This is a genomic window from Bacteroides fragilis (genome assembly GCF_019583405.1).
Lineage (GTDB): Bacteria > Bacteroidota > Bacteroidia > Bacteroidales > Bacteroidaceae > Bacteroides > Bacteroides fragilis_B.
Genome location: NZ_SZUU01000003.1, coordinates 19,820 through 44,175, shown reverse-complemented (window position 1 = coordinate 44,175; position 24,356 = coordinate 19,820). Strand labels below are relative to the sequence as shown.

The 24,356-nt window shown below is 41.7% G+C and carries 34 protein-coding genes and 1 tRNA gene; 31 read left to right on the top strand and 4 right to left on the bottom strand.

Features of this window, described 5'->3' with window-relative positions:
* The first annotated feature begins 33 nt into the window (after positions 1-33).
* From FDF36_RS07560 to FDF36_RS07550, 3 genes are read left to right on the top strand one after another with little or no spacing between them, the layout of a single operon-like run.
* Positions 34-924 (top strand): YitT family protein, encoded by an 891-nt coding sequence (locus FDF36_RS07560; protein WP_032531179.1) that lies wholly within the window; start codon positions 34-36, stop codon positions 922-924.
* A gap of 25 nt (positions 925-949) precedes the next feature.
* Positions 950-4,285, top strand: a complete 3,336-nt coding sequence (locus FDF36_RS07555; RefSeq protein WP_220390932.1) for a glycoside hydrolase family 2 TIM barrel-domain containing protein — start codon at positions 950-952, stop codon at positions 4,283-4,285.
* A gap of 21 nt (positions 4,286-4,306) precedes the next feature.
* Positions 4,307-5,392, top strand: coding sequence for a phosphotransferase enzyme family protein (locus FDF36_RS07550; protein WP_005775657.1), 1,086 nt, complete (start codon positions 4,307-4,309; stop codon positions 5,390-5,392).
* On the opposite strand, the gene FDF36_RS07545 is transcribed toward FDF36_RS07550, so the two are convergent.
* A complete protein-coding gene (locus FDF36_RS07545) occupies positions 5,373-6,026 on the bottom strand; it encodes a DUF3256 family protein (RefSeq protein WP_220390931.1) in 654 nt (217 codons plus the stop codon). The two genes, FDF36_RS07550 and FDF36_RS07545, sit on opposite strands and share 20 nt — an antisense overlap.
* Positions 6,027-6,053: 27 nt before the next feature.
* Positions 6,054-6,953, bottom strand: a complete 900-nt coding sequence (locus FDF36_RS07540; protein ID WP_005775654.1) for a DMT family transporter — start codon at positions 6,951-6,953, stop codon at positions 6,054-6,056.
* A gap of 207 nt (positions 6,954-7,160) precedes the next feature.
* On the opposite strand from FDF36_RS07540, the gene FDF36_RS07535 reads away from it, so the two are divergent.
* The gene (locus tag FDF36_RS07535; protein ID WP_220390930.1) at positions 7,161-7,349 is read left to right on the top strand and encodes a hypothetical protein; all 189 of its coding nucleotides are present in this window, start codon (positions 7,161-7,163) and stop codon (positions 7,347-7,349) included.
* An 18-nt stretch (positions 7,350-7,367) separates the two neighbouring features.
* Here the strand turns inward: FDF36_RS07535 and FDF36_RS07530 are convergent, their stop codons facing one another.
* On the bottom strand, positions 7,368-7,967 hold the full coding sequence (locus FDF36_RS07530; protein WP_220390929.1) for a hypothetical protein: 600 nt from the start codon (positions 7,965-7,967) through the stop codon (positions 7,368-7,370).
* 27 nt (positions 7,968-7,994) lie between these two features.
* Positions 7,995-8,639 carry a S24 family peptidase gene (locus tag FDF36_RS07525; RefSeq protein ID WP_005819340.1) on the bottom strand — a complete coding sequence of 215 codons (645 nt, stop codon included), beginning with the start codon at positions 8,637-8,639 and terminating at the stop codon, positions 7,995-7,997.
* Positions 8,640-8,787: 148 nt separating this feature from the next.
* Between FDF36_RS07525 and FDF36_RS07520 the strand changes: the two genes are divergently transcribed.
* From FDF36_RS07520 to FDF36_RS07390, 27 genes are all read left to right on the top strand, one after another.
* Positions 8,788-8,961, top strand: coding sequence for a hypothetical protein (locus tag FDF36_RS07520; RefSeq protein WP_220390928.1), 174 nt, complete (start codon positions 8,788-8,790; stop codon positions 8,959-8,961).
* Between the two features lie 24 nt (positions 8,962-8,985).
* Entirely contained in the window at positions 8,986-9,168 is a 183-nt protein-coding gene (locus tag FDF36_RS07515; protein WP_005819344.1) for a hypothetical protein, read from the top strand.
* A gap of 7 nt (positions 9,169-9,175) precedes the next feature.
* Positions 9,176-9,382 carry a helix-turn-helix domain-containing protein gene (locus FDF36_RS07510; protein ID WP_220390927.1) on the top strand — a complete coding sequence of 69 codons (207 nt, stop codon included), beginning with the start codon at positions 9,176-9,178 and terminating at the stop codon, positions 9,380-9,382.
* Positions 9,383-9,544: 162 nt separating this feature from the next.
* The gene (locus FDF36_RS07505; RefSeq protein ID WP_220390926.1) at positions 9,545-9,781 is read left to right on the top strand and encodes a hypothetical protein; all 237 of its coding nucleotides are present in this window, start codon (positions 9,545-9,547) and stop codon (positions 9,779-9,781) included.
* Positions 9,782-9,793: 12 nt separating this feature from the next.
* On the top strand, positions 9,794-9,970 hold the full coding sequence (locus tag FDF36_RS07500) for a hypothetical protein (protein WP_005811065.1): 177 nt from the start codon (positions 9,794-9,796) through the stop codon (positions 9,968-9,970).
* A gap of 17 nt (positions 9,971-9,987) precedes the next feature.
* Complete coding sequence (locus FDF36_RS07495; protein ID WP_220390925.1) at positions 9,988-10,728, top strand: DNA cytosine methyltransferase; 741 nt, start codon at positions 9,988-9,990, stop codon at positions 10,726-10,728.
* A 27-nt stretch (positions 10,729-10,755) separates the two neighbouring features.
* Complete coding sequence (locus FDF36_RS07490; protein WP_220390924.1) at positions 10,756-11,241, top strand: hypothetical protein; 486 nt, start codon at positions 10,756-10,758, stop codon at positions 11,239-11,241.
* A complete protein-coding gene (locus tag FDF36_RS07485; protein ID WP_220390923.1) occupies positions 11,228-12,043 on the top strand; it encodes a YqaJ viral recombinase family protein in 816 nt (271 codons plus the stop codon). The genes FDF36_RS07490 and FDF36_RS07485 overlap by 14 nt, the downstream gene beginning before the upstream one ends.
* A 21-nt stretch (positions 12,044-12,064) precedes the next feature.
* Positions 12,065-12,514, top strand: a complete 450-nt coding sequence (locus FDF36_RS07480; protein WP_122141898.1) for a DUF4494 domain-containing protein — start codon at positions 12,065-12,067, stop codon at positions 12,512-12,514.
* A gap of 29 nt (positions 12,515-12,543) precedes the next feature.
* Positions 12,544-12,620 (top strand) — tRNA-OTHER (locus FDF36_RS07475).
* A 21-nt stretch (positions 12,621-12,641) separates the two neighbouring features.
* A complete protein-coding gene (locus FDF36_RS07470; protein ID WP_220390922.1) occupies positions 12,642-12,992 on the top strand; it encodes a DUF1064 domain-containing protein in 351 nt (116 codons plus the stop codon).
* Positions 12,993-13,166: 174 nt separating this feature from the next.
* Complete coding sequence (locus tag FDF36_RS07465; RefSeq protein WP_409013149.1) at positions 13,167-13,919, top strand: hypothetical protein; 753 nt, start codon at positions 13,167-13,169, stop codon at positions 13,917-13,919.
* A 115-nt stretch (positions 13,920-14,034) separates the two neighbouring features.
* Complete coding sequence (locus FDF36_RS07460) at positions 14,035-14,517, top strand: P-loop NTPase family protein (protein ID WP_259281394.1); 483 nt, start codon at positions 14,035-14,037, stop codon at positions 14,515-14,517.
* Complete coding sequence (locus FDF36_RS07455) at positions 14,514-14,846, top strand: hypothetical protein (RefSeq protein ID WP_005819368.1); 333 nt, start codon at positions 14,514-14,516, stop codon at positions 14,844-14,846. The genes FDF36_RS07460 and FDF36_RS07455 overlap by 4 nt, the downstream gene beginning before the upstream one ends.
* A gap of 3 nt (positions 14,847-14,849) precedes the next feature.
* Positions 14,850-15,182 (top strand): hypothetical protein, encoded by a 333-nt coding sequence (locus tag FDF36_RS07450; RefSeq protein ID WP_220390920.1) that lies wholly within the window; start codon positions 14,850-14,852, stop codon positions 15,180-15,182.
* A 26-nt stretch (positions 15,183-15,208) separates the two neighbouring features.
* Complete coding sequence (locus FDF36_RS07445) at positions 15,209-15,415, top strand: hypothetical protein (protein WP_220390919.1); 207 nt, start codon at positions 15,209-15,211, stop codon at positions 15,413-15,415.
* Positions 15,416-15,432: 17 nt separating this feature from the next.
* Positions 15,433-15,987, top strand: a complete 555-nt coding sequence (locus FDF36_RS07440) for a hypothetical protein (RefSeq protein WP_220390918.1) — start codon at positions 15,433-15,435, stop codon at positions 15,985-15,987.
* A complete protein-coding gene (locus FDF36_RS07435) occupies positions 15,984-16,265 on the top strand; it encodes a hypothetical protein (protein WP_220390917.1) in 282 nt (93 codons plus the stop codon). The genes FDF36_RS07440 and FDF36_RS07435 overlap by 4 nt, the downstream gene beginning before the upstream one ends.
* Positions 16,266-16,287: 22 nt before the next feature.
* Complete coding sequence (locus FDF36_RS07430) at positions 16,288-16,449, top strand: hypothetical protein (RefSeq protein ID WP_009292900.1); 162 nt, start codon at positions 16,288-16,290, stop codon at positions 16,447-16,449.
* A 23-nt stretch (positions 16,450-16,472) separates the two neighbouring features.
* A complete protein-coding gene (locus FDF36_RS07425; protein ID WP_220390916.1) occupies positions 16,473-17,996 on the top strand; it encodes an HsdM family class I SAM-dependent methyltransferase in 1,524 nt (507 codons plus the stop codon).
* 32 nt (positions 17,997-18,028) lie between these two features.
* Positions 18,029-18,226: a hypothetical protein gene (locus FDF36_RS07420; protein WP_032579760.1), complete on the top strand. Its 198-nt coding sequence runs from the start codon at positions 18,029-18,031 to the stop codon at positions 18,224-18,226.
* A 422-nt stretch (positions 18,227-18,648) separates the two neighbouring features.
* A complete protein-coding gene (locus FDF36_RS07415; RefSeq protein ID WP_220390915.1) occupies positions 18,649-18,990 on the top strand; it encodes an HNH endonuclease in 342 nt (113 codons plus the stop codon).
* A gap of 230 nt (positions 18,991-19,220) precedes the next feature.
* Positions 19,221-19,577 carry a P27 family phage terminase small subunit gene (locus FDF36_RS07410; protein WP_005819393.1) on the top strand — a complete coding sequence of 119 codons (357 nt, stop codon included), beginning with the start codon at positions 19,221-19,223 and terminating at the stop codon, positions 19,575-19,577.
* Positions 19,570-21,276 carry a terminase TerL endonuclease subunit gene (locus FDF36_RS07405; protein ID WP_220390914.1) on the top strand — a complete coding sequence of 569 codons (1,707 nt, stop codon included), beginning with the start codon at positions 19,570-19,572 and terminating at the stop codon, positions 21,274-21,276. The genes FDF36_RS07410 and FDF36_RS07405 overlap by 8 nt, the downstream gene beginning before the upstream one ends.
* 1 nt (position 21,277) lies before the next feature.
* Positions 21,278-22,570, top strand: coding sequence for a phage portal protein (locus tag FDF36_RS07400; RefSeq protein ID WP_220390913.1), 1,293 nt, complete (start codon positions 21,278-21,280; stop codon positions 22,568-22,570).
* A 23-nt stretch (positions 22,571-22,593) separates the two neighbouring features.
* Complete coding sequence (locus FDF36_RS07395; protein WP_186993453.1) at positions 22,594-23,193, top strand: HK97 family phage prohead protease; 600 nt, start codon at positions 22,594-22,596, stop codon at positions 23,191-23,193.
* A 1-nt stretch (position 23,194) separates the two neighbouring features.
* Positions 23,195-24,349: a phage major capsid protein gene (locus FDF36_RS07390; RefSeq protein ID WP_220390912.1), complete on the top strand. Its 1,155-nt coding sequence runs from the start codon at positions 23,195-23,197 to the stop codon at positions 24,347-24,349.
* The last annotated feature ends 7 nt before the right edge of the window (positions 24,350-24,356 follow it).

Sequence of the window (24,356 nt, the reverse complement as noted above, 5' to 3'; positions counted from 1 at the left end):
CCGTGTCCGATTATAAGACTACACAACCCATCCATGAAGATGAAAATATCAAAGCCCTCTAAACAGGGAGTAATCAGAGAAACGAAAGACTACTTAATGATTGCCTTGGGAATGATCCTTTACGGCATCGGTTGGACTCTCTTCCTGCTTCCTAACGACATCACCACCGGTGGAGTGCCGGGCATTGCCTCTATTGTTTATTTCGCTACCGGATTTCCGGTTCAATACACTTACTTCGCCATCAATGCTGTATTGCTGATGGTATCCCTCAAAGTGCTGGGATTTCGATTCAGTCTCAAAACCATATTCGGTGTATTCACTTTAACCTTCTTCCTGTCTATCATCCAAAAATTAACGGCGAACGTAACCTTACTACACGATCAGCCGTTCATGGCTTGCGTGTTGGGTGCTTCTTTCTGCGGAAGTGGCATCGGTATTGCTTTCTCGGCCAACGGAAGTACCGGAGGAACAGATATCATTGCGGCTGTTATCAACAAATATCGCGACATCACTCTGGGAAGAGTCATGCTGATCTGTGACCTGATTATCATCTCCTCCAGCTACTTTGTATTGAAAGACTGGGAAAAGGTAGTTTACGGATATGTGACTCTTTATGTTTGCAGCTTTGTGCTGGACCAGGTGGTGAACAGTGCACGACAATCCGTACAATTCTTCATTATCTCCAACAAGTACGAAGAAATAGGCAAACGCATCAACGAATATCCACACCGGGGAGTGACCGTCATCAATGCAACCGGTTTCTATACCGGCAAAGAGCAGAAGATGATGTTCGTCCTGGCTAAGAAACGGGAATCAACCATTATCTTCCGGTTGATAAAAGACTGTGATCCGACTGCTTTTGTTTCGCAAAGCGCAGTGATCGGTGTATACGGAGAAGGCTTTGATCATATAAAAGTTAAATAAATTATCATTCTAATACCCTCGAAACATGAAATTAAGACTATCTCATACCTTAAATAGCCTTATGCTGGGTGGCCTCCTGATGGCCTCCGCTTTTGCTTCGGCCGGCAACGAACCGAAAAAGCCTTACTGGCAAGACGTACAGGTAGTAGCCGTAAATAAAGAATACCCCCGTTCTTCATTTATGACCTACGAAAACCGTGCGAACGCCTTGACCGGAAAGTTCGAAAAAAGCAAATATTATCAACTTCTGAACGGAACCTGGAAGTTCTACTTTGTAGATTCATACAAGAATCTGCCGGCTAACATCACTGACCCTTCGGTGAGCACAGCCGACTGGACAGATATTAAAGTACCGGGCAACTGGGAAGTACAGGGCCATGGCGTGGCTATCTATACCAATCACGGTTATGAATTCCAGCCCCGTAACCCACAACCTCCGACTCTACCGGAGGCCAATCCGGTAGGTGTATACCGTCGTGACATCGATATCCCCGCCGATTGGGACGGACGTGATATTTACCTTCATCTGGCCGGTGCCAAATCGGGTGTATACGTGTACATCAACGGGCAGGAAGTAGGTTATAGCGAAGATTCCAAAAACTCTGCGGAGTTCCTGATCAACAAATTCGTGAAGCCCGGCAAAAATGTACTTACTCTAAAGATTTACCGTTGGAGTACCGGATCTTATCTGGAATGCCAGGACTTCTGGCGTATCAGCGGCATCGAACGTGATGTTTTCCTCTATTCACAACCTAAAGCCGCGTTGAAAGACTTCCGCGTGACATCGACCCTGGACGATACATATAAAGACGGTATCTTCAAACTGAGTGCAGACCTGAGAAATAACGGTTCGGCTGCCAGCAACATGGCTCTGGTATACGAATTGCTCGATGCCAAAGGTAACGTAGTAGCCACCGGAGAAAAGACTGCTGATGTAGCTGCCGGAGAAACCCGCACAGTATCTTTCGACCAGACACTCCCGGGAGTCAAAACCTGGACTTCGGAAGCTCCTAATCTTTACAAACTGGTGATGACCGTGAAAGAAAACGGTAAAGTGAACGAAATCATTCCGTTTAACGTGGGTTTCCGCCGTATCGAAATCAAACCGATCGAGCAACTGGCGGGTAACGGAAAGCCTTATGTATGCCTCTTTATCAATGGCCAGCCGCTGAAACTGAAGGGAGTAAACATCCACGAACACAATCCGGCTACCGGTCACTATATGACTGAAGAGCTGATGCGCAAAGATTTCGAATTGATGAAACAACATAACCTGAATACGGTTCGCCTATGCCATTATCCGCAGGACCGCCGCTTCTATGAGTTATGCGACGAATACGGACTTTATGTATATGATGAAGCAAACATCGAAAGCCACGGCATGTACTACGACCTGAAAAAAGGTGGTACGTTAGGAAACACCCCCGAATGGCTGAAAGCACATATGGACCGCACGATCAACATGTTCGAACGTAACAAGAACTATCCGAGTCTGACTTTCTGGTCACTGGGTAATGAAGCCGGTAACGGTTACAACTTCTATCAGACCTACCTTTGGTTGAAGGATGCCGATAAAAACATCATGGACCGTCCGGTAAACTACGAACGTGCCCAGTGGGAATGGAACTCCGATATGTACGTTCCGCAATATCCGGGAGCACAGTGGCTCGAAGCTATGGGTAAACGGGGCAGCGACCGTCCGATAGCCCCTTCCGAATATTCACACGCAATGGGTAACTCGAACGGTAACCTCTGGGATCAATGGAAAGCAATCTATAAATATCCGAACTTGCAGGGTGGATACATCTGGGACTGGGTGGACCAGGGCATTGACGCAGTAGACGAGAACGGACGTCACTTCTGGACATACGGTGGTGACTATGGTGTAAATACGCCGAACGACGGTAACTTCTGCTGCAATGGTATCGTTAGTCCGGACCGTACACCGCATCCGGCAATGGCTGAAGTGAAGTATGTTCATCAGAACGTAGCTTTCGAACCGGTGGATCCGGCCAATGGAAAATTCCTGGTTAAGAATCGTTTCTACTTCACAAACCTGCAGAAGTATATGATCTCGTATACCATTAAAGCAAACGGAAAAACGGTGAAAGGTGGTAAAATGTCAGTCAATGTAGAGCCACAGGGAAGTAAAGAAATTACTATTCCGGTAAGCGGACTGAAATCGAAACCGGGAACCGAATACTTCATATACTTCAACGTAACTACGACTGAACCGGAGCCGTTGATTCCGGTTGGACACGAAATTGCATACGAACAGTTCCGCATGCCGGTTGAACCGGGTGAACGTACTTTCGCTACCGGTGGTCCAACTCTGAAAGTATCGGCAGAAGGCAACGAACTGAGTGCTTCCTCTTCAAAGGTAAGCTTCGTATTTGATAAGAAAACCGGCTTGGTTTCTTCATATAAAGTAGGCGGAACCGAATACTTTAAAGATGGTTTCGGACTTCAGCCTAACTTCTGGCGTGCACCGAACGATAACGACTATGGCAACGGTAACCCCAAACGTCTGCAAGTGTGGAAACAATCGAGCAAAAACTTCAATGTAGTAGACGCCAACATAGTAATGGAGGGCAAAGATGCCGTATTGACCGCCAACTATCTGCTGGCTGCCGGTAACCTTTACATTGTTACATACCGCATCCATCCTTCGGGTGTAGTAAAGGCTGATTTCACTTTCACTTCTACCGATATGGAAGCTGCCAAGACCGAAGCCTCCGAGGCAACGCTGATGGCTACTTTCACTCCGGGAAGCGATGCGGCGCGCAAGGCTGCTTCTAAACTGGAAGTACCCCGTATCGGTGTACGCTTCCGTCTGCCTGCAGAAATGAACCAGGTAGAATACTTCGGACGCGGACCGGAAGAAAACTATGTGGACCGTAATGCCGGTACTCTGATCGACCTCTATAAAACAACCGCCGACAATATGTACTTCCCGTACGTACGTCCGCAGGAAAACGGCCATCATACCGACACCCGTTGGCTGACCCTGAATAAAAAAGGCGGTAAGGGACTGACGATCTATGCAGACAAAACAATCGGCTTCAATGCACTGCGCAATTCGGTAGAGGACTTTGACGGAGAAGAAACCGTATCCCGCCCCTATCAATGGCTGAACCGTGATGCCGGTGAACTGGTTCACGATGAAAGCAAAGCCAAAGATCAACTGCCGAGAAAGACGCATATCAATGATATTTCACCGAGAAACTTCGTTGAGGTATGTGTAGATATGAAGCAGCAGGGTGTGGCCGGATATAACAGCTGGGGCGCACGTCCTGAACCGGGCTACAACATTCCGGCAAACCAGGAATACAAATGGGGATTTACAATCGTACCAAGATAAACTAACTTAAAAATAGAAACCATGAAAGATTTACTGAACATCGTATCTAAATTCAAAGTACAAGGCACTGTAAGCGAAATCAAACCACTCGGCGCCGGACTGATTAACGACACTTATAAGGTAAACACTACCGAAACAGATGCTCCCGACTATGTGTTGCAACGTATCAACCACGCCATTTTCCAGAATGTGGAAATGCTTCAGGACAACATCGCTGCTGTAACCGGACACATCCGCAAAAAACTGACGGAAGCCGGAGAAACAGATATTGACCGCAAGGTACTGACTTTCCTTCCGACAGAAGAAGGCAAAACATACTGGTTCGACGGTGACAGCTACTGGCGTGTGATGGTATTCATCCCCCGTGCCAAAACTTATGAAACAGTAAACCCGGAATATTCATATTATGCCGGAGCTGCTTTCGGTAACTTCCAGGCAATGCTGGCTGACATCCCGACAACACTGGGTGAGACTATCCCCGATTTCCATAACATGGAATTCCGCCTGAAGCAGCTTCGTGAAGCTGTAGCAGCCAATGCGGCCGGACGAGTAGCCGAAGTACAGTATTATCTGGACGAAATAGAGAAGCGTGCAGACGAAATGTGCAAGGCCGAACGCCTGTATCGTGAAGGCAAACTGCCGAAACGCGTATGCCACTGCGATACGAAAGTGAACAACATGATGTTCGACGAAGATGGCAAAGTGCTTTGTGTAATCGACCTCGATACAGTAATGCCAAGCTTTATCTTCTCTGACTACGGTGATTTCCTGCGTACAGGAGCCAATACCGGAGACGAAGACGATAAGAACCTGGATAATGTCAACTTCAACATGGAGATATTCAAAGCATTCACCAAGGGATATCTGGAAGGAGCCGGTTCATTCCTCACTCCGATCGAGATTGAGAATCTGCCTTATGCAGCAGCTCTCTTCCCTTATATGCAATGTGTACGCTTCCTGGCAGACTATATCAACGGCGATACTTACTATAAGATCAAATATCCCGAACACAACCTGGTACGTACCAAAGCACAATTCAAGCTATTGCAAAGCGTAGAAGAACATACTCCCGAAATGGAGGCATACATCAAAGAGTGCCTGGGATAAACTTCCCACCTTTCCAGGTGTAAACAATTGAACGGCGGAGAAACGGTTTCAGTTTTTCCGCCGTTTCTTTTTCCATATACTCCGGAGTAGTCAGAGTAAAAGTCAACGTCTCATCCTCTTTAGAAAGCTCCGCCTTCATCAAAGTCATATCGGCTTGCAGACGGGCATCGATAAAATCGTAATCAGTAGAGTCGGAAGAAGTAAAGAAATCATCTATATGAGGTTCTGAAGGCAGAAACTCATCGGCAGGAAGTTCTTTCCAATCGGTGGTATAGAAGCGGATATGACTGTCGCATGCCGGAGCACAAACTGTAGAAACAGCACAGACCACTTTTACACTATCGCTCAGCGGTAACAGTTTCATCTGCCAACTGCTCGCATCAGACATTTTAAGAGATATATAATCGGGACTTAATTCCGTCATTTCCGACTTACCCCCGAAACGGTTGGTCACCTGGGCCTTCATCTTACTTTCGATGAAATCGATACAATCTGCACGGTTCACCGATGTCAGCAACGGACACAGTGAGTCAGGTATATTCACAAACACCGTTTTGGCTTCCTGTGCTTTGACAGAAAAGGAAGAAAAAATACCCAGAATAAATATCAGGAGGGTAAGAGTAGAATTTTTCATATCTGATAATCTTGTTTCTTTACGTTCTTATTTAGTTCCCAAATATAGGAATATCATTCCGATTAACACCAGAATAAGGTCAATCGCCTTGCTTTTTAAATTCTTTTCACGGAACATCATAGCGCCGAAAAGGAAAGATACGATGACGCTTCCTCTCCGAACCATCGAGACAATCGAAATCATCGAATCTTCGTAACTCAATGCATAGAAGTAAACAAAGTCCGCAGCGCAGAGGAAGATGGAAATAAAGATGATGGCCCAGTCCCAGCGGAAGGGCGTAGACGATTTACGTTTGGGCCACCAGAGCAAGGCAAGGATAGGACACATGATGAACACCTGATAAACATTATACCACGACTGTACCACCATCGGAGGCAACTGCTTCATCAGATACTTGTCATACAATCCGCTGACCGCACCTGCTACGGCTGCCAACACAATAAAAAGAATCCACTTGTTATGTTTAAAGTCAATGCCTTCTTTTTTCCCCGAGCGGCTTAGCATAAAGAAAGAAACTACGGCCAGCAACACACCGATCCACTGATAGAGATTCAGACGCTCGCCAAAAACCAGCATAGCTCCCACAAGCACCATTACAGGGCGGGTTGCATTAATGGGACCTACAATCGTAATAGGCAGGTGTTTCATCCCGAAATAGCCCAGTATCCACGAAGAAAGTACGATAAAAGACTTGATAATGATAAATTTGTGTACTTCCCACCCAACCACGGGTACATCGAACATAGTACCCTCCAGCACTCCGGGGACAAATGCCGACAGCAAGATGAAAGGCAGAAATATAAGACTGGAAAAGAGCGTATTGAGAAACAAGACAGGCAGAACCGCATTGTCCTTTAACGACTTCTTTTTAAACACATCATAAAAGCCCAGCAAGGTCGCTGAAAGAAAAGCAAGGAGTAACCACATAACAGAGTTTATTTAAAAAGAACTCATTCAAATATATCCTGAGGATATTAATTATAACTTCACAAATTAATATCAATCAACATATTAACAATTAAATCAATTTTATTTGCACCAAATTTGCACTATTCATCCTATCTCCCCACTCTTTAGCTTTCGGTTAGTGCTACCTTTTTGAACCCTTTCCGGCATAATAATAAAAGCAATATTATGACCGATGAAGAACTAAGAAAATTTTGTTTAGAGCAAGCTGTTTTAATTTCAATCAACAAGAAACCGCTAAACGAATTTGGCCGTATATCTGAATCAATTTCATTATTTGACTTGTCGGATATGATTTTTCAATATATCAAATCAGATACAAAACCGGCAGTTAAAATCAGCGTTTCAGTTGATTGATTCTGGGATTAATAGTGTTTATTTCCGATTAATACAAAAGTCATATATGATTCTTTCATAAGGAACATCTCCTTTATACAGAAAGCCATACTCCCCGTAAGGTATATCAGAGTCAACTATGACTTTAAACGCATTATTTTGCATTGGTATTGCAGTAAACGGTATTGTATCAACATTAAAGGCTCTGTATCTACTCCCTGAAAGTACCTTTTCTTTTTCCAATCTTAATGCCCTGTTTTTATTTGTTCTAAACAAACGAGCAAGTATAAAATCATTAGGCGTAATGCCATATACAAAAGGATAATTTCTTATCATCATTCCAACTTCCTTCGCATTCAACATCCGATCTTTGGTTTCATCTATAAAAAAAAAGAAAAACTCTGGTCTCTGATTATCTGTGACCGTTTTAGATTCAGTACTCCTAAGACTTAAGGATATACTTGGTTTTTCCCACCCAATCAGGTCTAAATTATTCTTTCCATCTGCAAACGCCGAAGGAGGAATCATGCTTATCTCCCCTGCCTTTCCTCGAAGATATAATCCAAATTTAATATCGTCTTGTGCAAAGCATATTACAGGATAAATCAACAATAATAATACCATTACATTTTTTTTCATTGCATATTTCATGTTTAGACACAACTCTTACAATCTCAACTGTCCGACAACCAAACTAACAGAGTATATTTCACTTTTAGGTATCTTAAATTCAGGATACTTTTCAGAAAACTCCGAAACACATAATATCGCATCATCGGCATCATAAATTCTTTTTATAACGATCCCTTGCGCCGTATCCAACACATGAACCCGCCCCCATTGTATAAAGTTTGAATTTTTAATAAACAGGCAAGCGACTTCATCGCCAGAATTATATGCAGGGGTCATGCTGTCGCCTTGTACTTGAATGGTAAAATCGTATTTAGGGAATGCTTTTACCAAAGGAATTTGTTCGCACTGGCTCTTTGTAACTCCCTCCATTGCTATAGAAATAGCCCCCGCCGCGGCTGTATATGGGATTCTTGGACGTGTTTCTTCAACATATTTAGTAACATCACCTTTGCGTTTCATATCTCCTTTTCCTGTAAAAAACCATTCTACAGAAACGGGGAATTCTGCAATTGCAGAATATATTAATTGCAGAATATCAATATTCGGACTGCTTTGCCTCTCTCCTAATATTGAAGACATTGTGCCTATCGGTACTCCCGATTTTCTACAAAGCTCTGATCTATTACCATCAAAAAGCTCATTTACAACTATTTGTATTCTTTCATTTATCGTAGTCATAGCGCATAATTATTTAGAAACAATCTAAAATACTTCAATTGCATAAAATTAATGCATTTAAATTTCAATTTTTACGCAATTGCATATATCTTTGTCGCATCAAAGTTAATCAATCAATCAAGAAATAACAAATTAAATAGATAGAATTATGAAAGCAATCATCGACTACAAAAAAGTAAATAGCGAATTAACCGGTGCAATCATGGTAAATGAATACAATGGCAATCTTAGCTACATCGCAGTAACAGCATCTTCAAGTAAGACATTCAAGTCCATGAAGGGCGCTGAGAAATACATGGCCAAATTTAATTACGTAAAATAGTAAAAACAAATAATAAGTAAAACAATGGAAACATCAACACCAATTAAGCCGACTCTTCTTGAAATGGAGATCGGAGCAAAAGTAGCCTTCCCTAAAGATCGAAGAAAGTCAGTAAGAACTACAGCCTCAGACATTAAAACGGATGAAGGCAAAGTATTTACGACTTGGATTGAAGACGATAAACTATTTGTGAAACGTAATAAATAAAATAGTCATGGCAAGAAAAATAACAGGAAAAGTAGAGCCGGTTGCCAAGAAATGGCTTAGCAGGACTGAGGCAATGGCATATCTCGGAGTATCAGAAGATTATTTAATGACACTTAGAAATGCGGCCGAAATATCATTTTCACAACGAGAGAGAATGATATGGTATGACTTAGCGAGTATAGAACGATTTTTAACAAGAAACAAAGTAGTATAATGCTAACCCCTAAACAATCCCCTTTCGCCCTAATCGGCATGTTTCTCGCCTGTTTGCTTGCAGAAGGCGAACCGGAACCGGGCAAATTAATCATCGCACTTCTGGCCGTAATTGTAACGGTACTGTATGTGATAGTATGTAACGAAGTAAATCAACGGAGAAATGAAAAGAGAAAATCTGAATTGTATCGGTAATTGCCGCCTCTGTTCCGTTCTGGGCGAATGTCCGGCCGATCATGTTCATTGCGAAGATTGCGGAACCGAAATAGAACCGGGCGAAGGTATTGAGGTCGAAGTCGAAGCAGTGCAGAACGGCCGACACGGTACGAAAATGATAACGGTATGTCCGGGATGTTTCGCGGAGTACTATCAGGGAGATGAAACGATAGAGTTTGAATAAAACAGTACAGAAATGAATAAATACACTATAAGATATTATTACGGTTCATACTCCGGAATACGGGAAGTATATGCCGATGATGAGGAAACCGCTATTACCTATATGTGGCGGATGTTACGGAAAGATATGACATTGCCAGTGGCTTATCAGTCCGAAGAAATAATTGATGTAGAATATGATGCAGATTGATTAATAACAATTAAGAAATGAAGCAAAGTGAACTAACGCACGGTTCTCTATTTAGTGGGATCGGTGGCTTTGAATTAGGTGCTGAGATGGCCGGAATTGATACTTTGTGGAATTGTGAGATAGAAAAATTTCAAGGTGAAATATTAAAAACCAAATTTCCTTATGCAGAAAGATTCACTGATATTACAAAAACAACCGGTCTCCGATATGTGGACATCATTAGTGGAGGATTTCCGTGTCAAGACATCAGCGTTGCCGGAAAGCGTGAAGGTATTAAAGGGAAGCGTTCCGGGTTATGGAGCGAAATGTATCGAATTGTACGGGAAGTTAGACCTAAATACGTCATCATTGAAAATTCGCCAGCTCTCACTATTTCCGGTCTTGAGCAAGTCTTATGCGATCTTTCCAAAATCGGGTTTAATGCGGAATGGCAATGTATATCAAACTACGCTTTTGGATACCCGCACAAAAGGGAAAGACTTTACCTTATTGCCTACTCCGACAAAATCGGATTACAAGGCGACATTTGCAACGATGGACGCTTTAACTCGATATTTAAAGAGTGGACATCAGATACGAGTATCGGATATACTTGCGCAAAAAGGATTCTTGAAATCCCAGCGCATAGCATTGTTAGAAATGATGATGGGTTTCCCAATTGGACACACAGAGTCGGCTCGATAGGAAATGCTGTTAATCCTTGCGTTGCAAAATACCTATTTGAATGTATTAAAGAATTTGATAAACAATTAGCGTAAAACATAACAGAAAGGAATAAATCAATTATGACACACTGGAAAACCCAATTTAATTACCCATATCTGGGCGCTCACAGCCTCCCGGAAGGCAAAGACCTAATTCTTACTATCCGAGAAATGAAGCGCGAAGAAGTGACCGGGGAAAGCGGTAAGAAAGATATGTGCTTAATCGCATATTTTCACGAGAATGTCAAACCGATGGTAGTTAACAAAACCAACTGTAAAACATTGGAGAAACTATTCAAAACGCCAGATATTGAGCAATGGATCAATAAGGCTATGCAAGTCGGCTCCGCTCGTGTAAATGTAAAAGGAGAAATGATAGATGCACTTCGTATCAGACCATTTGCGCCGAAGCTGGGTGACGATAGATCAACCGTTGAAACTGGTTCCGCAATCTGGAACAACATTATAGACGGTTTAAAAGGTGGCTATACAGTAAATCAGGTCATCGCTAAGTATAAACTAACCAAAGAACAAATAAAAGAATTACAGAAACATGAAATCCGCTGAACAAAAAGAATTTGAATGGAAAGAAAAACGGCGTGGTCTGATTACAGCCTCCGTTCTTCCTGATCTGATGAAAGCCGGCAAAGGTACGCCATTTGGCAAAGCCGCTTTAGATGTGATGTTTGCTGTTCGCTATGAACGCCGAACCGGAGTAACCCGCGAAAACGGAACTGCAAAGGCCTTCGACTGGGGGCACGAAAATGAACCGCTCGCCGTGGAATGGCTACGAACGCAGCTATTAAATGAAATCAAGTCCTGTACTACCGATTTTGAGGACATCGTATTTAACGAGCCGTTTGAAGGCTTTGGCGATTCGCCGGATGCCTATGTATATGACTTTGATGGGAAAGTATCGGCACTGGTTGAAATTAAGTGCCCGATGTCACAAGGAAAGATCGAATCGCTACAACTGCTGCAGGAAATTAACGACAAAGATGAATACTATTGGCAGTTTCTCGGGCATTTCCTCGGTCGCCCGGATGTAGATACCCTGTATTATGTCATCTATGACGGCTATGTAAATGACGGGCGTTTGCTTGAAATGCACCGGAGTGATCACACTGAAAACATACAGAAGTTGTATGACCGGGTACGACTGGCAAATGAAATGATAGACGAATCATTGCGGAGTGGTCGGGATTTTCCGGAATGTATCGACAAGGCTAAGGAAGTTTTAGCGATAAAGGTTGAAATTGAAACATTAAAGCCCAAAGCAAAAGGCAATGTTCCTGTACAAAACCAAATAACAAGGCTTAAAAAGCAATTAAAGAAATTGAAATTAGCAAGTACTGTCACAACACATTAACATAATATTTTAAAACATACAATTATGATGCACACTTGGTTTTTATGCAAAATCCGTTACGAAAAAATGGATTCAGAAGGAGTTAACAAAAAAGTTACTGAACCCTATTTAGTCGACGCACTCAGCTTCACCGAAGCGGAAGCACGTATTATCGAAGAAACAACACCATTTATCACTGGCGAATTTACCGTTACCGATATAAAACGCGCCAATTATAGCGAACTCTTTCCATCTGATGAAGAAGCGGCCGATAAATGGTATGCCGGACGACTTGCTTTCGTTGTGCTGGATGAAAAGACCGCAAAGGAGAAACGAACCTATACGAATGTACTTGTACAGGCCGCCGATCTCCGCGATGCTATGAAGAAAGTAGATGAAGGTATGAAAAATACAATGGCGGACTATCAATCTATTGCATTGAAAGAAACTGCAATTATGGATGTCTACCCATATCATTCAAAGGACAAGTAACAACAAACCGGGTGAAAGTCCCGGTTAACGGAGCGTAGCTTAAAGGATAGAGCAGCGGCGCGCAGTAAAGACAGCAGTATAGGCGGTTCGATTCCGCCTCGCTCCACTACTAACTAATATTATCAAGATGGCAAAATACAACAATATTAAGTACAAAGGATACGATTCTATTCGCGAGTATAGACGGGCACAAGAACTGAAACTGCTCGAGAAAAAGGGAATTATCTCTGATCTGCAAGAGCAGTGTAAATACGAGCTTATTCCGGCACAATACGAGTATTATGAAGTGAAGGGGGCCCGGAAGATGTTGCAGAAAAGAAAGCTATTGGAAAAGTCCCTGTCCTACTATGCCGACTTCGTTTATTATCGTGATGGCGAATTAGTGGTGGAAGATGCGAAAGGGATGAAAACGAAAGAGTATATAATCAAAAGAAAACTGATGCTTAGCGTACATGGTATCAGAATAAAGGAGGTTTAATTATGGCAAAGAAAATCATTCAATCACAAAGTAAACCGGATTGCCGGAGGTGTAAGTATGGAGGTGAAGAAAAGAATTATATGTGTTACTGCTCCGCTCTGAGTGTCTTTAGATCGGTAGGTGTAAGGCCGTGCAGTTATTATGTTTCTCGATAATATGGATGGATATACGTTAATGGAACAAATGCGAAGAGCACGCAGGCGCAACAGGCTTACCGCTACCGAACAAGCACTATTTTATGAATTAGTTGCAGTTTGTAACAGCGAGGGCTGGGAGGACGTTTTCAGTTGCTCAAACATTGAACTATGCTGTTCCCTCAATATCGACGAGAAAACTTTAGTTCGGGCACGGTTATCTCTAATTAATGCAGGACTGGTTTATTATAAATCGGGTAAAAGCAGAAGAGTAGTCGGTTTATATTCTTTCTCTAAAAAGTTCAAAGATGAATCGCCAAAGAAAAAGCCGACTACCGGAAAAAATACGGTAGATGTGCCAACCAAAAAGCCAGTCGAAAAGAAAGGAGATACGCCAGCCGATGCGCCAACCAATATGGGAACCAATCAGCCAGCCGATGCGCCAGACTATATTAAAACTAAAACAGAAACTAAACTAAAAGAACTCTCTCTATCTCTCGATGAGCTTTCTTTTGTCTCTTTTGAGTTTTTAGATGTCTTTCTGTTGTGGCTGGAATACAAAAAAGAACGAAGAGAAAAATATAAATCTGATCGGTCTGTTAAGGCATGCTATGACAAGTTAGTCAAACTAAGCGGAAATGATGCGAATGTAGCAAATGAAATCGTTAATCAGTCTATCGCCAACAACTGGGCAGGGCTTTTTGAACTTAAAAATAATTGTAGAAATGGAAACAAGGAGCAAACAAATGATGTCGATCAAGCAACTATTATCATTCGGAAGACCGACATCTGACCCTGTGCCCGCAAAGGATCGGGCAGAATGGTTTAAAGAGTGTTGTCGCTTTGTATGCAGCAATTTTCAAATAGACGAATCAAACCGAAATGTGATGAATCAAATATTTCTGTACATGGAAAAGGACAGATCGAAACTGGACCCGGAAAAAGGTATTTTGCTTTGTGGCCCGGTCGGAACCGGAAAATCTACCATTATGCAGATAATGAACCGATACAGATACTTTGTAAGCGGACAGGATAAAGGCGGTTATCCGATGGGAGGTTTCCGTATTGATTCTGCTTCATTCATTGCAAATAGCTTTTCTATGCGAGGCAAGGATGCACTGGAATTGTACACGTACAACAATGGCAGTCCGCGCATGATGTGCTTTGATGAATTAGGGCGTGAACCCATTCCGGCAAAATACTTCGGTACAGAGTTGAATGTAATGCAATATATCTTTCAGTGCCGATACGAGCTCAGGAGAGAAGCTTTAACGCATGTAACAACAAATCTACCAATAGAAGATTTGCAACTTAAATACGGCGCTTATATCGCTGATAGAATTAATGAAATGTTTAATGTGGTCGAATTAGGAGGCAGCAGCAGACGATGACACCGATAAAAAGAAATAAGAATCCAGCAGGCGACTTTAAAAAGTCAGTGGTTCGCATAGACCTCGATGACTGGAAGCGGCTCGACGCTATCAGAGCTAAATACAAATTCAAAAGTATCTATGAAATCATGCAATATCTGGTAGGTGCATTTCTGAGAGTAGCCGATCCGGAACACGAAGAAAATGACGATCCCATACCGGACGAAATTACGGAGATGTTCAGCGACTTTGCGCAGGCTGAGAGACAGTTCAACTACTCAAAGCCGAAACGGGCATTGCCGCAACACGTGAAAGACGAGAAGAACGGACAACTACGATTTAAATTTTAAATAATGATTAAGAAACCAATCAACGCAAATTATTTGCAAGACGTTCCGGAACATCATAAGCCCGTGAACGAACAGAACCGGAGGTATATCGACCGATTCGTTACAGAGAATTACGAACGCTTAAACAGCAAGTTTAAAACAGACGAAAAGATCAATTCAAGCGGATTCGGAGCACTCGACAAGCTGAACGAGACACTTCTAAGGCTTTATACTGATCCGGACTTATGCTTTACGAACTGGCCAGATGCAGAACGGTATATGTCGAGTAAGTTCACTGAAAAAGAACTACGCGTCCCGGTTCGGAAACCAAAGAGAGGGGATGAAGTGGAGAATTAATTTAAAAACACAAGAAAGAAATTAATATGAGACTAAGACAAGCAAAAAAGATAATGAAAAATATCCGACTATATAAAGGTATGGTTTGGATATACGGAAGCGGAAGAGTAGATAAAGCTAATAATCGTATGTGTCGATACTATTCGGCAAAAGACGAACGATTTAAAGCAATCGTACAGTTATCTAACAAAAAACCATTAGTAGCACTTAAACTTCTAAGAGGAAAAATTTAACTAATAACAATCAAAGAATGGAGCAATTAAAAATGTTTATTGTAGAGGGCTTTAACGAGCCGTCAGAAGTTGATGTCATCAAGAAGAATGGTGAGGTATTTATTTATAGTTATTCAGGTGATGATTGTTTTTATAATGCTGGTGATGATATGTTTTTCAATACTAAAGAAGAAGCTGATAAATTTCATTCTGAAATAATGTTCGGGCTTGATATTGAAAAAATCAGAAGATATATTAGTTATATGTGGGACGAAGACAGGCTGGAAGAAATACTGCCTGATGGGATTTATTGTTCATTTAAAGAAGGTCAAAAGAGCTTTTGTATCTCTTATGATGATAAAACCGTACTCAAAAATGCGCTTAATGGTATTCTAAATATAGATGCAGTTTCATTTCGCTTGTCAGATATAGACTGTGTTAAATATGGTAAAGAGTGGCTTTCTATTATTTTGAAAAATGGCAAAGAAATAACGCCTCGAACCGAGAATGAAGTATTTATCATAGAAAGCATTTTTGGCAGTAATAATAGTGGTGTGCATAATAGGCTGATATCAAAACCCCAAAAGATATGAATGAAAATGATATAAAAAAATGGATATCGGATAATGAACAGGATCTTTTCTGTGATCCCGAAGAACCTAAATACATTCCTTCTCCCGTGGTTGAGGACTTTATAGACGAATTGGCTGAAAGGCAAGTTGGTGAAGTTTTAGAAGTGAAGAAGAAAGCACTTCAATCTTACTGTCTTGATTCCTGTTTGGTGCATGACGTAAATGATAGGGAGAAAATACTATTATGCTGCAACGAAGAATGTCCTCTTGTAGCTAAGTTTATTAAGAATTTGGAGTAAAACAGAATAGAAAGGAATATTTATGAAGAGTAAAAAAATAACCGTAATCATATCCTACGATTACGAAGATAAAAATACCGTTAGTAATGATCGGATTGCCGATAGAGTAAAAAATGACTTGTTGAAAGGCAGCAACCCCAATCACGAAAAGATAGAATCTGTTACAGTGGAAGATAACCAATAAATATAAAGAAAGAAAGGAATATAATGGAATTAAAAGAATTAACAGCGAAGATATGTGATTTATTCGGATGCATAAGTGTTGATACACTTCCGGATAAGATAATGTTTGCCTTGTTTTCTCAAAATCCAACTCTTTATTTTGATAGATACAAAGAATTGTGTCCGGATTTGACTGTAGACTGGTTACAAAGGGTGTATCAGTTCTACCATGCAGACAGGAAGGAGAAGAAACAGGATTACACGCCAATCTCTCTCGCAAAACTCGTTTCTTATCTTAGCTGTATGTCTGGTGAGAAAGTAGTGTATGATTGTTGTTGCGGGTCCGGTGCTCTGACTATTCAAAAATGGTGTGTTAATCCGGGACTTAAATTTGTATGCGAGGAACTGGATGGTAGTGTACTTCCGATTTTATTGTTTAATCTCTGTATTCGCAATATCGAAGCAACGGTAGTTAATAAAGATATTCTCTCCGGGAATATTTTCACTTCATACAAAGTAGTGAAAGGATCGGTTTATGGGACTGTACAGCATTCGATGTTCCCGGAAACAGAATTGCTAAAAGCTGATGTAGGTGTATCTAATCCTCCTTTTAATTTGAGGGTGCCGGTATCCGGAATAATAACCAATGATTTACCTTCCAAATATACCTGTAATTTTGCCTTTGTGGCTCATTGCCTACAAAGAAGTGAAAGATGTGCATTGATTCTTCCCAGAAATGTCCTGACAAGTAAGGAAGAGAAAGAGTGCAGGAGATACTTTGTTGAAAAGGGATGGCTGTTAGCAGCTATTTCTTTACCGGAAAAGATGTTTGAGTCTACCTCTGTAGCGACTTGCATACTTTTGTTTGATAAGAGGAAAACAAGTAAAGACGTAATGCTTATTAATGCAGAGGAAATGAAATCTATTGAGGTGAGAGAGCAACGTGGAGAAGGTGACGCTTCGCATTACAACCGCATCTACAAAAAGAATTTCAATACCTTTTCAGACGAACAGATTGCTGCTATATGTGAACTTGTAATGAAAGAGCATGATTCATTCTCCAAAAGAATTTCACAGGAAGAGTTGGAGCAACACGGATATTGTCTGACCATTGGTCCGTATCTTCCTATCGAATTTAAAGGCACTATTCATCGTGACTTTAACGCTATCATATCAGATATTAACCGTATTATTCGTGAACGTAATGTCATCAAAGTTACCGTCAACAAAGTTTGGGCAGAAAAATTAGGACTTACAGAAGTTATAAGGGATTGTGAAGCATCTAACGAAGTGGTTAAATCTATGAATGCAAGCTTTGCATCATTTAAAAATTACGATGTAAAGGAAAAGATTATTGAGAATAAATACATCCAATCTTCCAATTCTAAAGTATTTTGTATCGAGAATACGGATAAGGAGATATTATCAAGTATCATGCCTTTCTTTATGAATATGTATAAACAACATATCTATTACCTTAACAATGAAGAAAACAGACTTCTCGTTGAACTTAGAGATTCTATGCTACCAATACTGATGAATGGAGAAATAACTTTTAATGATAAATAATTAGCGTAAAACAGAATAGAAAGGAATCAAACATGAAAGTAGGAGAATATTCATATTCTATACACGGACGAAATTACAGAATATGCGTGTGTGATTATTCAGACGGGAAAATACAAACATCAAGTCCCGTTCGTAACGAACCGCTTTATATTGACCGCGAAGAAGCTCGGAAACGTGTATACGAGTTGAACGGCTGGAAGTATAAACCTAAAATGACAAAGCATGAATAAAGCAGAACATTACATTCAACAGGCCACAACGGAACGAGTTCGTTCGCGTGGCCTGATTCGAACAGTCGCAACAGAGGCTATTCGAATACAGCGAGAAGAAACGACAGCAAATGCAGTCACAGTATTTAAACAGATGTGCCCGTCAAGAGTAAGCAAGGGTTGCGCGAATGTGACTCACAAGAAAGAAACTCAGTCAACCCGATGCGATGGGAATTGTAAGCGCATCAAGTATTTACTTGCTGGTATGAATAAGCTGGAATGAAGTATTTAATTAAACGGATTCAATGCGTATCGGGCGAAGTAACCGATACGCATTATGTGAACATTGAAACAAATGACATTGAAGCTACCAGAAAGGAACTGCACGCATGTTATCAATGCGATAGGATATTATTTAGTTATGAACAAATAAATAAAGCACAATGAGCAGAAACCCGCATTACATTAAGATGATCAACTCGCAGCGCTGGAAGAACCTACGTTGCGATAAGCTTAGAACTAATCCGGTTTGCGAAGTATGCGAGGCGAACGGGCTGAGTACACTTGCAACCGAAGTACACCACAAAACCCCGGTTGAATCCGTTTCGCATGAACTCGGAATGAAACACCTTATGTTTGATCGAACGAACTTACAGAGCCTTTGCCATGCGTGCCACTCTGAGATACACAGACGCGCGTTTAGCCATTCGAAAGAAGCAATTCAGGCAAACAATAGACGGGCAACAGAGCGTTTTGCTGAGAGATTTTTGACTGATACGGAATAGAAAACATAAAGTACTGTTCCTGAATGGATTGAGCCGCTCCACCTCGACAAGAGGGGGGCGGTTTTTTTATTTCAGGCCATGACGGGCCAAACCCACTCCCACCAGTTTTTATACGCGCGGAGAATTTTCAAAACGAGGGGGGTATCCGTTGGGGGTGACATTTTCCGTTACAATCTACGAGCTACCAAATACTTACTTAAAAAACATACGTGTAAAAAGCGCGTAAAAACATGGCAACTTTAGACGACATAACAGAAAAAATCCGTTCCGCAATGGAAGCACAAGGCACATACACCCCTGAACTTGATTTGTGTATAGAGCTTTGCGCCGGGTCTTATATGGCGTTCCGGATTGCTCTATCTGACATCTCAAAAAAGCGGATGAAATCTTTCACTAAAGAGATAACCCGCGAGAATAATGAAAAGCTGGTTGCGCATCCGGCTTTTAAAACTCTGTTTGATGCGCTTGAAGCTACTCGCAAGCAGTTGCGCGAACTTGGCTTGACATTGCAGACCCTTGCATCAGGTGAAGCCGACGAAGTAACCGAATTAATCGACGAAGTAAACAAGGCGGATGACTATGAATAAGGAGGAACTTATACAGCTAAAGACTGCTACCGTTGACGTATTGCGCTCCGTTGATATAAACTCTTATCAGTTAGATAAAGCGGATATCCGGTTAAACACTTATATAGCCGGATGTATAGGCAACCCGGAAGCGCATAACCTTTACGAGTTACTGGCGATCCGTCGTTTCTTTTATCTGCTGGATAAATACGACTTTAGGCCCGGTAAAGTCCGCCGCTTTATTGTGTTTTACGAAAAGTTGAAGTTTTCCGGCACTAAGGGCCTGACGCGATATAAGCTAACTCCGGTTCAGGTATTTCAATTCACGAACATACTCGGTTTTTATAGACCCGGGACAAATAAACGCCTGATTCGTGACGCTCTGCTATTTGTTCCTCGTAAATTCAGCAAAACGACAAGTATCGCAAGTCTGGCGGTATTCGACTTGTTGTTTGGCGATGCTAATGCACAAGCATACGTTGCCGCCAATTCCTACAATCAGGCTAAGATATGTTTTGATGAAATCCGCAACATCCTGAAGGCGTTAGACCGGAAGTTGCGACATTTTAAGATTAACAGAGAGATCATAAATAACAAAATAAAGGGCAAAACCTCTTTCGCCCGGTGTTTGGCTTCCAGTCCCGACAAACTGGACGGACTTAATGCAAGCACGGTGATAGTAGACGAATATTCGCAAGCCGATAGCGCCGCTTTGAAGAACGTTTTGACTTCTTCAATGGGCGCACGGCTCAACCCTTTGACCATCGTAATAACAACCGCCTCAGACAAGCATACAACCCCGTTCACTGAAATGCTTTCGATATACAAAGCTATTCTACGCGGTGAGGCTGAGAACGATTCTATTTTCGCCCACATCTTTGAACCGGACGTAGACGATGAAGAAGGCGATCCGGCAACGTGGTATAAAGTACAACCCCACATGGGGATCACAGTTTACGAGGACTTTTACAAGGATGCTTATCAAAAGGCGCTATACAGCGCGCCTGACGCATTAGAGTTTCGAACAAAGCTCCTTAACATCTTTGCGGTCAATTCTGAAACGAGATGGATTGAGGCAAGGGAGATCGAGGAACGGTTTAAGGCTATCCCTGTGGATAAGATCACAAGTCACCCGCCTACGATGGTAGGAGTTGATTTATCGGTACGTGATGACTTTTCAACTGTAACGTACAATATCTATTCCCCGGATACTAAGTCTTTTCATTCCGTTACGGATTACTATTTTCCGGAAGGCGCTTTGCCCGGACACCCTAACCGGGAATTATATGAAGGATGGGTCAAGGCCGGATATTTGAAACTATGCCCGGGCGAAGTGATCGACTACGAAATGATCGTGAATGATATTTTAGCCCGGGCAAAGTACTTGAAAATTCTCGGAATTGGATATGACCCATATAAATCGGCTGAGTTCGTAAATCTATTATCCGCATCTACAGGAGATGCGGGCGACTATATTCAGCCCGTAAAGCAAACGTACGGTTCGTTTACAAGTCCGATAGAATCCTTTGAACTTGCATTGCACCGCAATAGAATGACGTTTGATCCGAACCCTATTACGCCGTATTGTTTTGGCAATGCTGTACTCGATGAAGATCGAAACATGAATAAAAAACCGATTAAACGTACACATAATAGTAAAATCGACTCAACGATAACAAATCTAATGACATTTAATTTATTTAACAACTATACGCCATAATATGAAAATAGATTTTAATTTTAGCTTTAGCACAGGAATAAAGAGCAAAAGGTCTTTACCTGCAAACTCAGAGCAAGACTCCCATCGAAAGAGCTCCGATGGGGGATTTGAGATAGTTGGAGGAGCAGCCAGAGAACAGCCGGTTACTGTAAAAACGCCGGAACAGGCCATGCGCTTATCAACTGCATTCAGGTGTACCGACATTCTTTCCGGTACAATTGCATCGTTGCCTTTCAATATAAAGCGAAAGTACCCCGCAGGCAATTATGAAGTAGATGCAGAAAACGAACTCCATTATCTATTAACCAAGAAATCAAACAAAAGAACGAATAGTTACGATACTATGTGTAACGCAGTTATTCAAATGCTAAATCAAGGAAATGCGTATATTTTCATACGTAGGACTTTTGGAGATATTTCAGAGCTTATATTGTGTTCCAACGGATCAGTTTTTTACGATAAAATAAGAAATGTATATACGATTTGCGACCCTATAAATTGCATTTATGGGGTTTATGCAGCAGATGATGTTATACATATAAAAAACAAAAGCCTTGACGGTGGTTATACAGGTGTCAGTGTAATAACTTATGCGGCTACTGGCTTTTCTGTTGCCGCAAGTGCTGATAATCAGAGTTTGCGAACTTTCCAGAATGGGACTCAGATAAAGGGCGTTGTTTCTGGTGTAAAAGGGGCTTCTACTGGCCTTAACGGTCTTACGGATGACCAAACAGAAACGGTAAGCGATAGGCTGGACAAACAGTTTAGCAAAGGAGTGAATATCGTTTCCGTAAGTGGTGATATGCGTTTTCAACAACTTTCTATTAGTCCTGTTGATGCGCAACTGATGGAGCAAAAAGAATTTTCCGTATTTGATATATGCCGTTTTTATGGGGTACATCCTGATAAGGTATTCGCTGGCCAGCCGCAAAATTACAAAGCTTCCGAGATGAGTCAGGTCGCTTTTCTTGCGGATACATTAGACCCTGTTCTGTGCCGGATCGAAGCGGAATTTAACTCAAAGCTTATTCCGCGTACCGTATCCGGTATTTATAAAATAGAATTTGATCGTAAAGCCCTGTACAAAACAGACATTGCCACTCAGACTGCTTGCATGGAGAAAGAAATACAATACGGCGTTTCAACGGTAAATGAATGGCGTGTACACCGTGAAGATAAAGCACCCGTAGTTGGTGGTGACACAGTATTTATGTCATGCAATGTCGCCCCTATTGATTCTCCCAAAATCCACGGCGGAGATGTCGAGCTACCAAAAACAGAGAAAGAAACATAAGATAAAACGATAATTGTAGCACAATGGAAATACGCAGTTTTACAGACTTGGGTACACCCAAAATCACCGAAGGGCGAAATATCGAAGGGTATGCGATAGTGTTTGATCAGGAAAGCAGGGTTATATATGACCCTGTAAAGAAACTGGCTTTTATTGAAATCATAGAGCGCGGTGCGGTTACTGACGAATTGATAAGAGCCTGTGATATAAAAGCTGTTTTAGAACATGATAAACGCAGGCTGTTAGCCCGTTCCCGTTATGGGGTAGGCTCGCTTTCGCTTGGTATTGATAATTACGGGCTTGGTTATAAATTTTCTTCTCCTAAGACAACTGACGGAGACTTTGCCGTAGAAATGATTGACAGGGGAGATATTTACGGTTCATCCTTTGCCTATTATGTTGATGACAGGGACAAAAGCAAGGTTACATACTCAAAACGGGACGGTATGATAATACGAACGGTTCATAAGATAGATTATATCTCCGATGTCTCTCCGGTATCTGATCCGGCATATTTTGGAACAGACGTAACCGTGCGCAGCCTTAACGATATACCGGACTTACTCAAACGTGACAACAGTGATTATTTAATAGAATTAGAAACATTAAAAAAATTAATTTGACATGACAAAATTAGAAGAAATTGCTTTGATTAAAGAACAGATGCGCAATCTTGTATCAACCGCAAAAGAAGAAAAACGCAGCCTTACAGAAGGCGAACAAGAAAAGTTTAATGATCTTCTTTCAAGAAAGAATCAATTGACTATTGATGAAGCACTCCGTAATTTAGAGCGTGAAAAAACAGTTGGCCTCCCGGAAGATAAAAGAGCCTTGTTTGCGAAAGCGCTTTATGATGTTTGTAATCACCGATCTTTGTCGGATTATGGGAAATTTGCCGATGCGAAAGGTATCACCTTCTCAACACGCGCCGAAAGTGCTCCGGTCATTACCGATACCGCTGCTGCCGCCTCTATGATTCCGACTACAATTGGAGACATCATCGAACCCCTTGAAAAGGGGTTAATAGTTAATAAGCTGGGGATTAAAATGCAATACGGCTTAATTGGCGAATTGATGTTCCCCACCTTGGCAGCTGTTGAAGCGACGATTGAAGGGGAAAATACAAAATTAAATCCAACAAAACTCGAGATCGGTAATTTAAAGGCTAAACCGTGGCGCGTTGGGCTTTCAATTCCTTTGTCAAACAGTTCTATCGACCAAACAAACGACCGTCTTTTTGATGTAACTGTTAAGCAGTTATCTTTGTCCGTCGCTCGCCTTCTTAATAAAGTAATGTTCTCCAGTACTAAAGTGGGTGAAGCCGCTAAAGGAGTTTTTGTCAAAGACGCTCCTAATGTTGAGTATGAAACAGCATTAACTTTTGAGGATGTAGTTGCGCTCGAAACCGAAGTGATGGATGCTGGTGTTGATGTTTCAGACGGAACAGCCGCATACATTTGCAGTCCGAAAGTTTACGGCAAACTGAAAACGACACGTATCGAAGCGGGTTCCCCTGAAATGATTTTAAAAGACGGTATGATGAACGGCTACCCGGTTCTTATGACTAACTATATGGGTGCTGGCGAACTTGGATTCGGAGTGTTCTCAAATGTAGGTATCGGACAATGGGGAAAAATCCGCCTTGTAGTAGATGATACCTCAATGGCGGACACAGACGAAACAAAATTCACCCTTAATTCTAAGTATGATATTGTTGTAGCCCGTCCAGAAGCCTTTGCCATAGCAAAGAAAAAAACGGCAACGCCCGCTAAGGCATAACGACAAA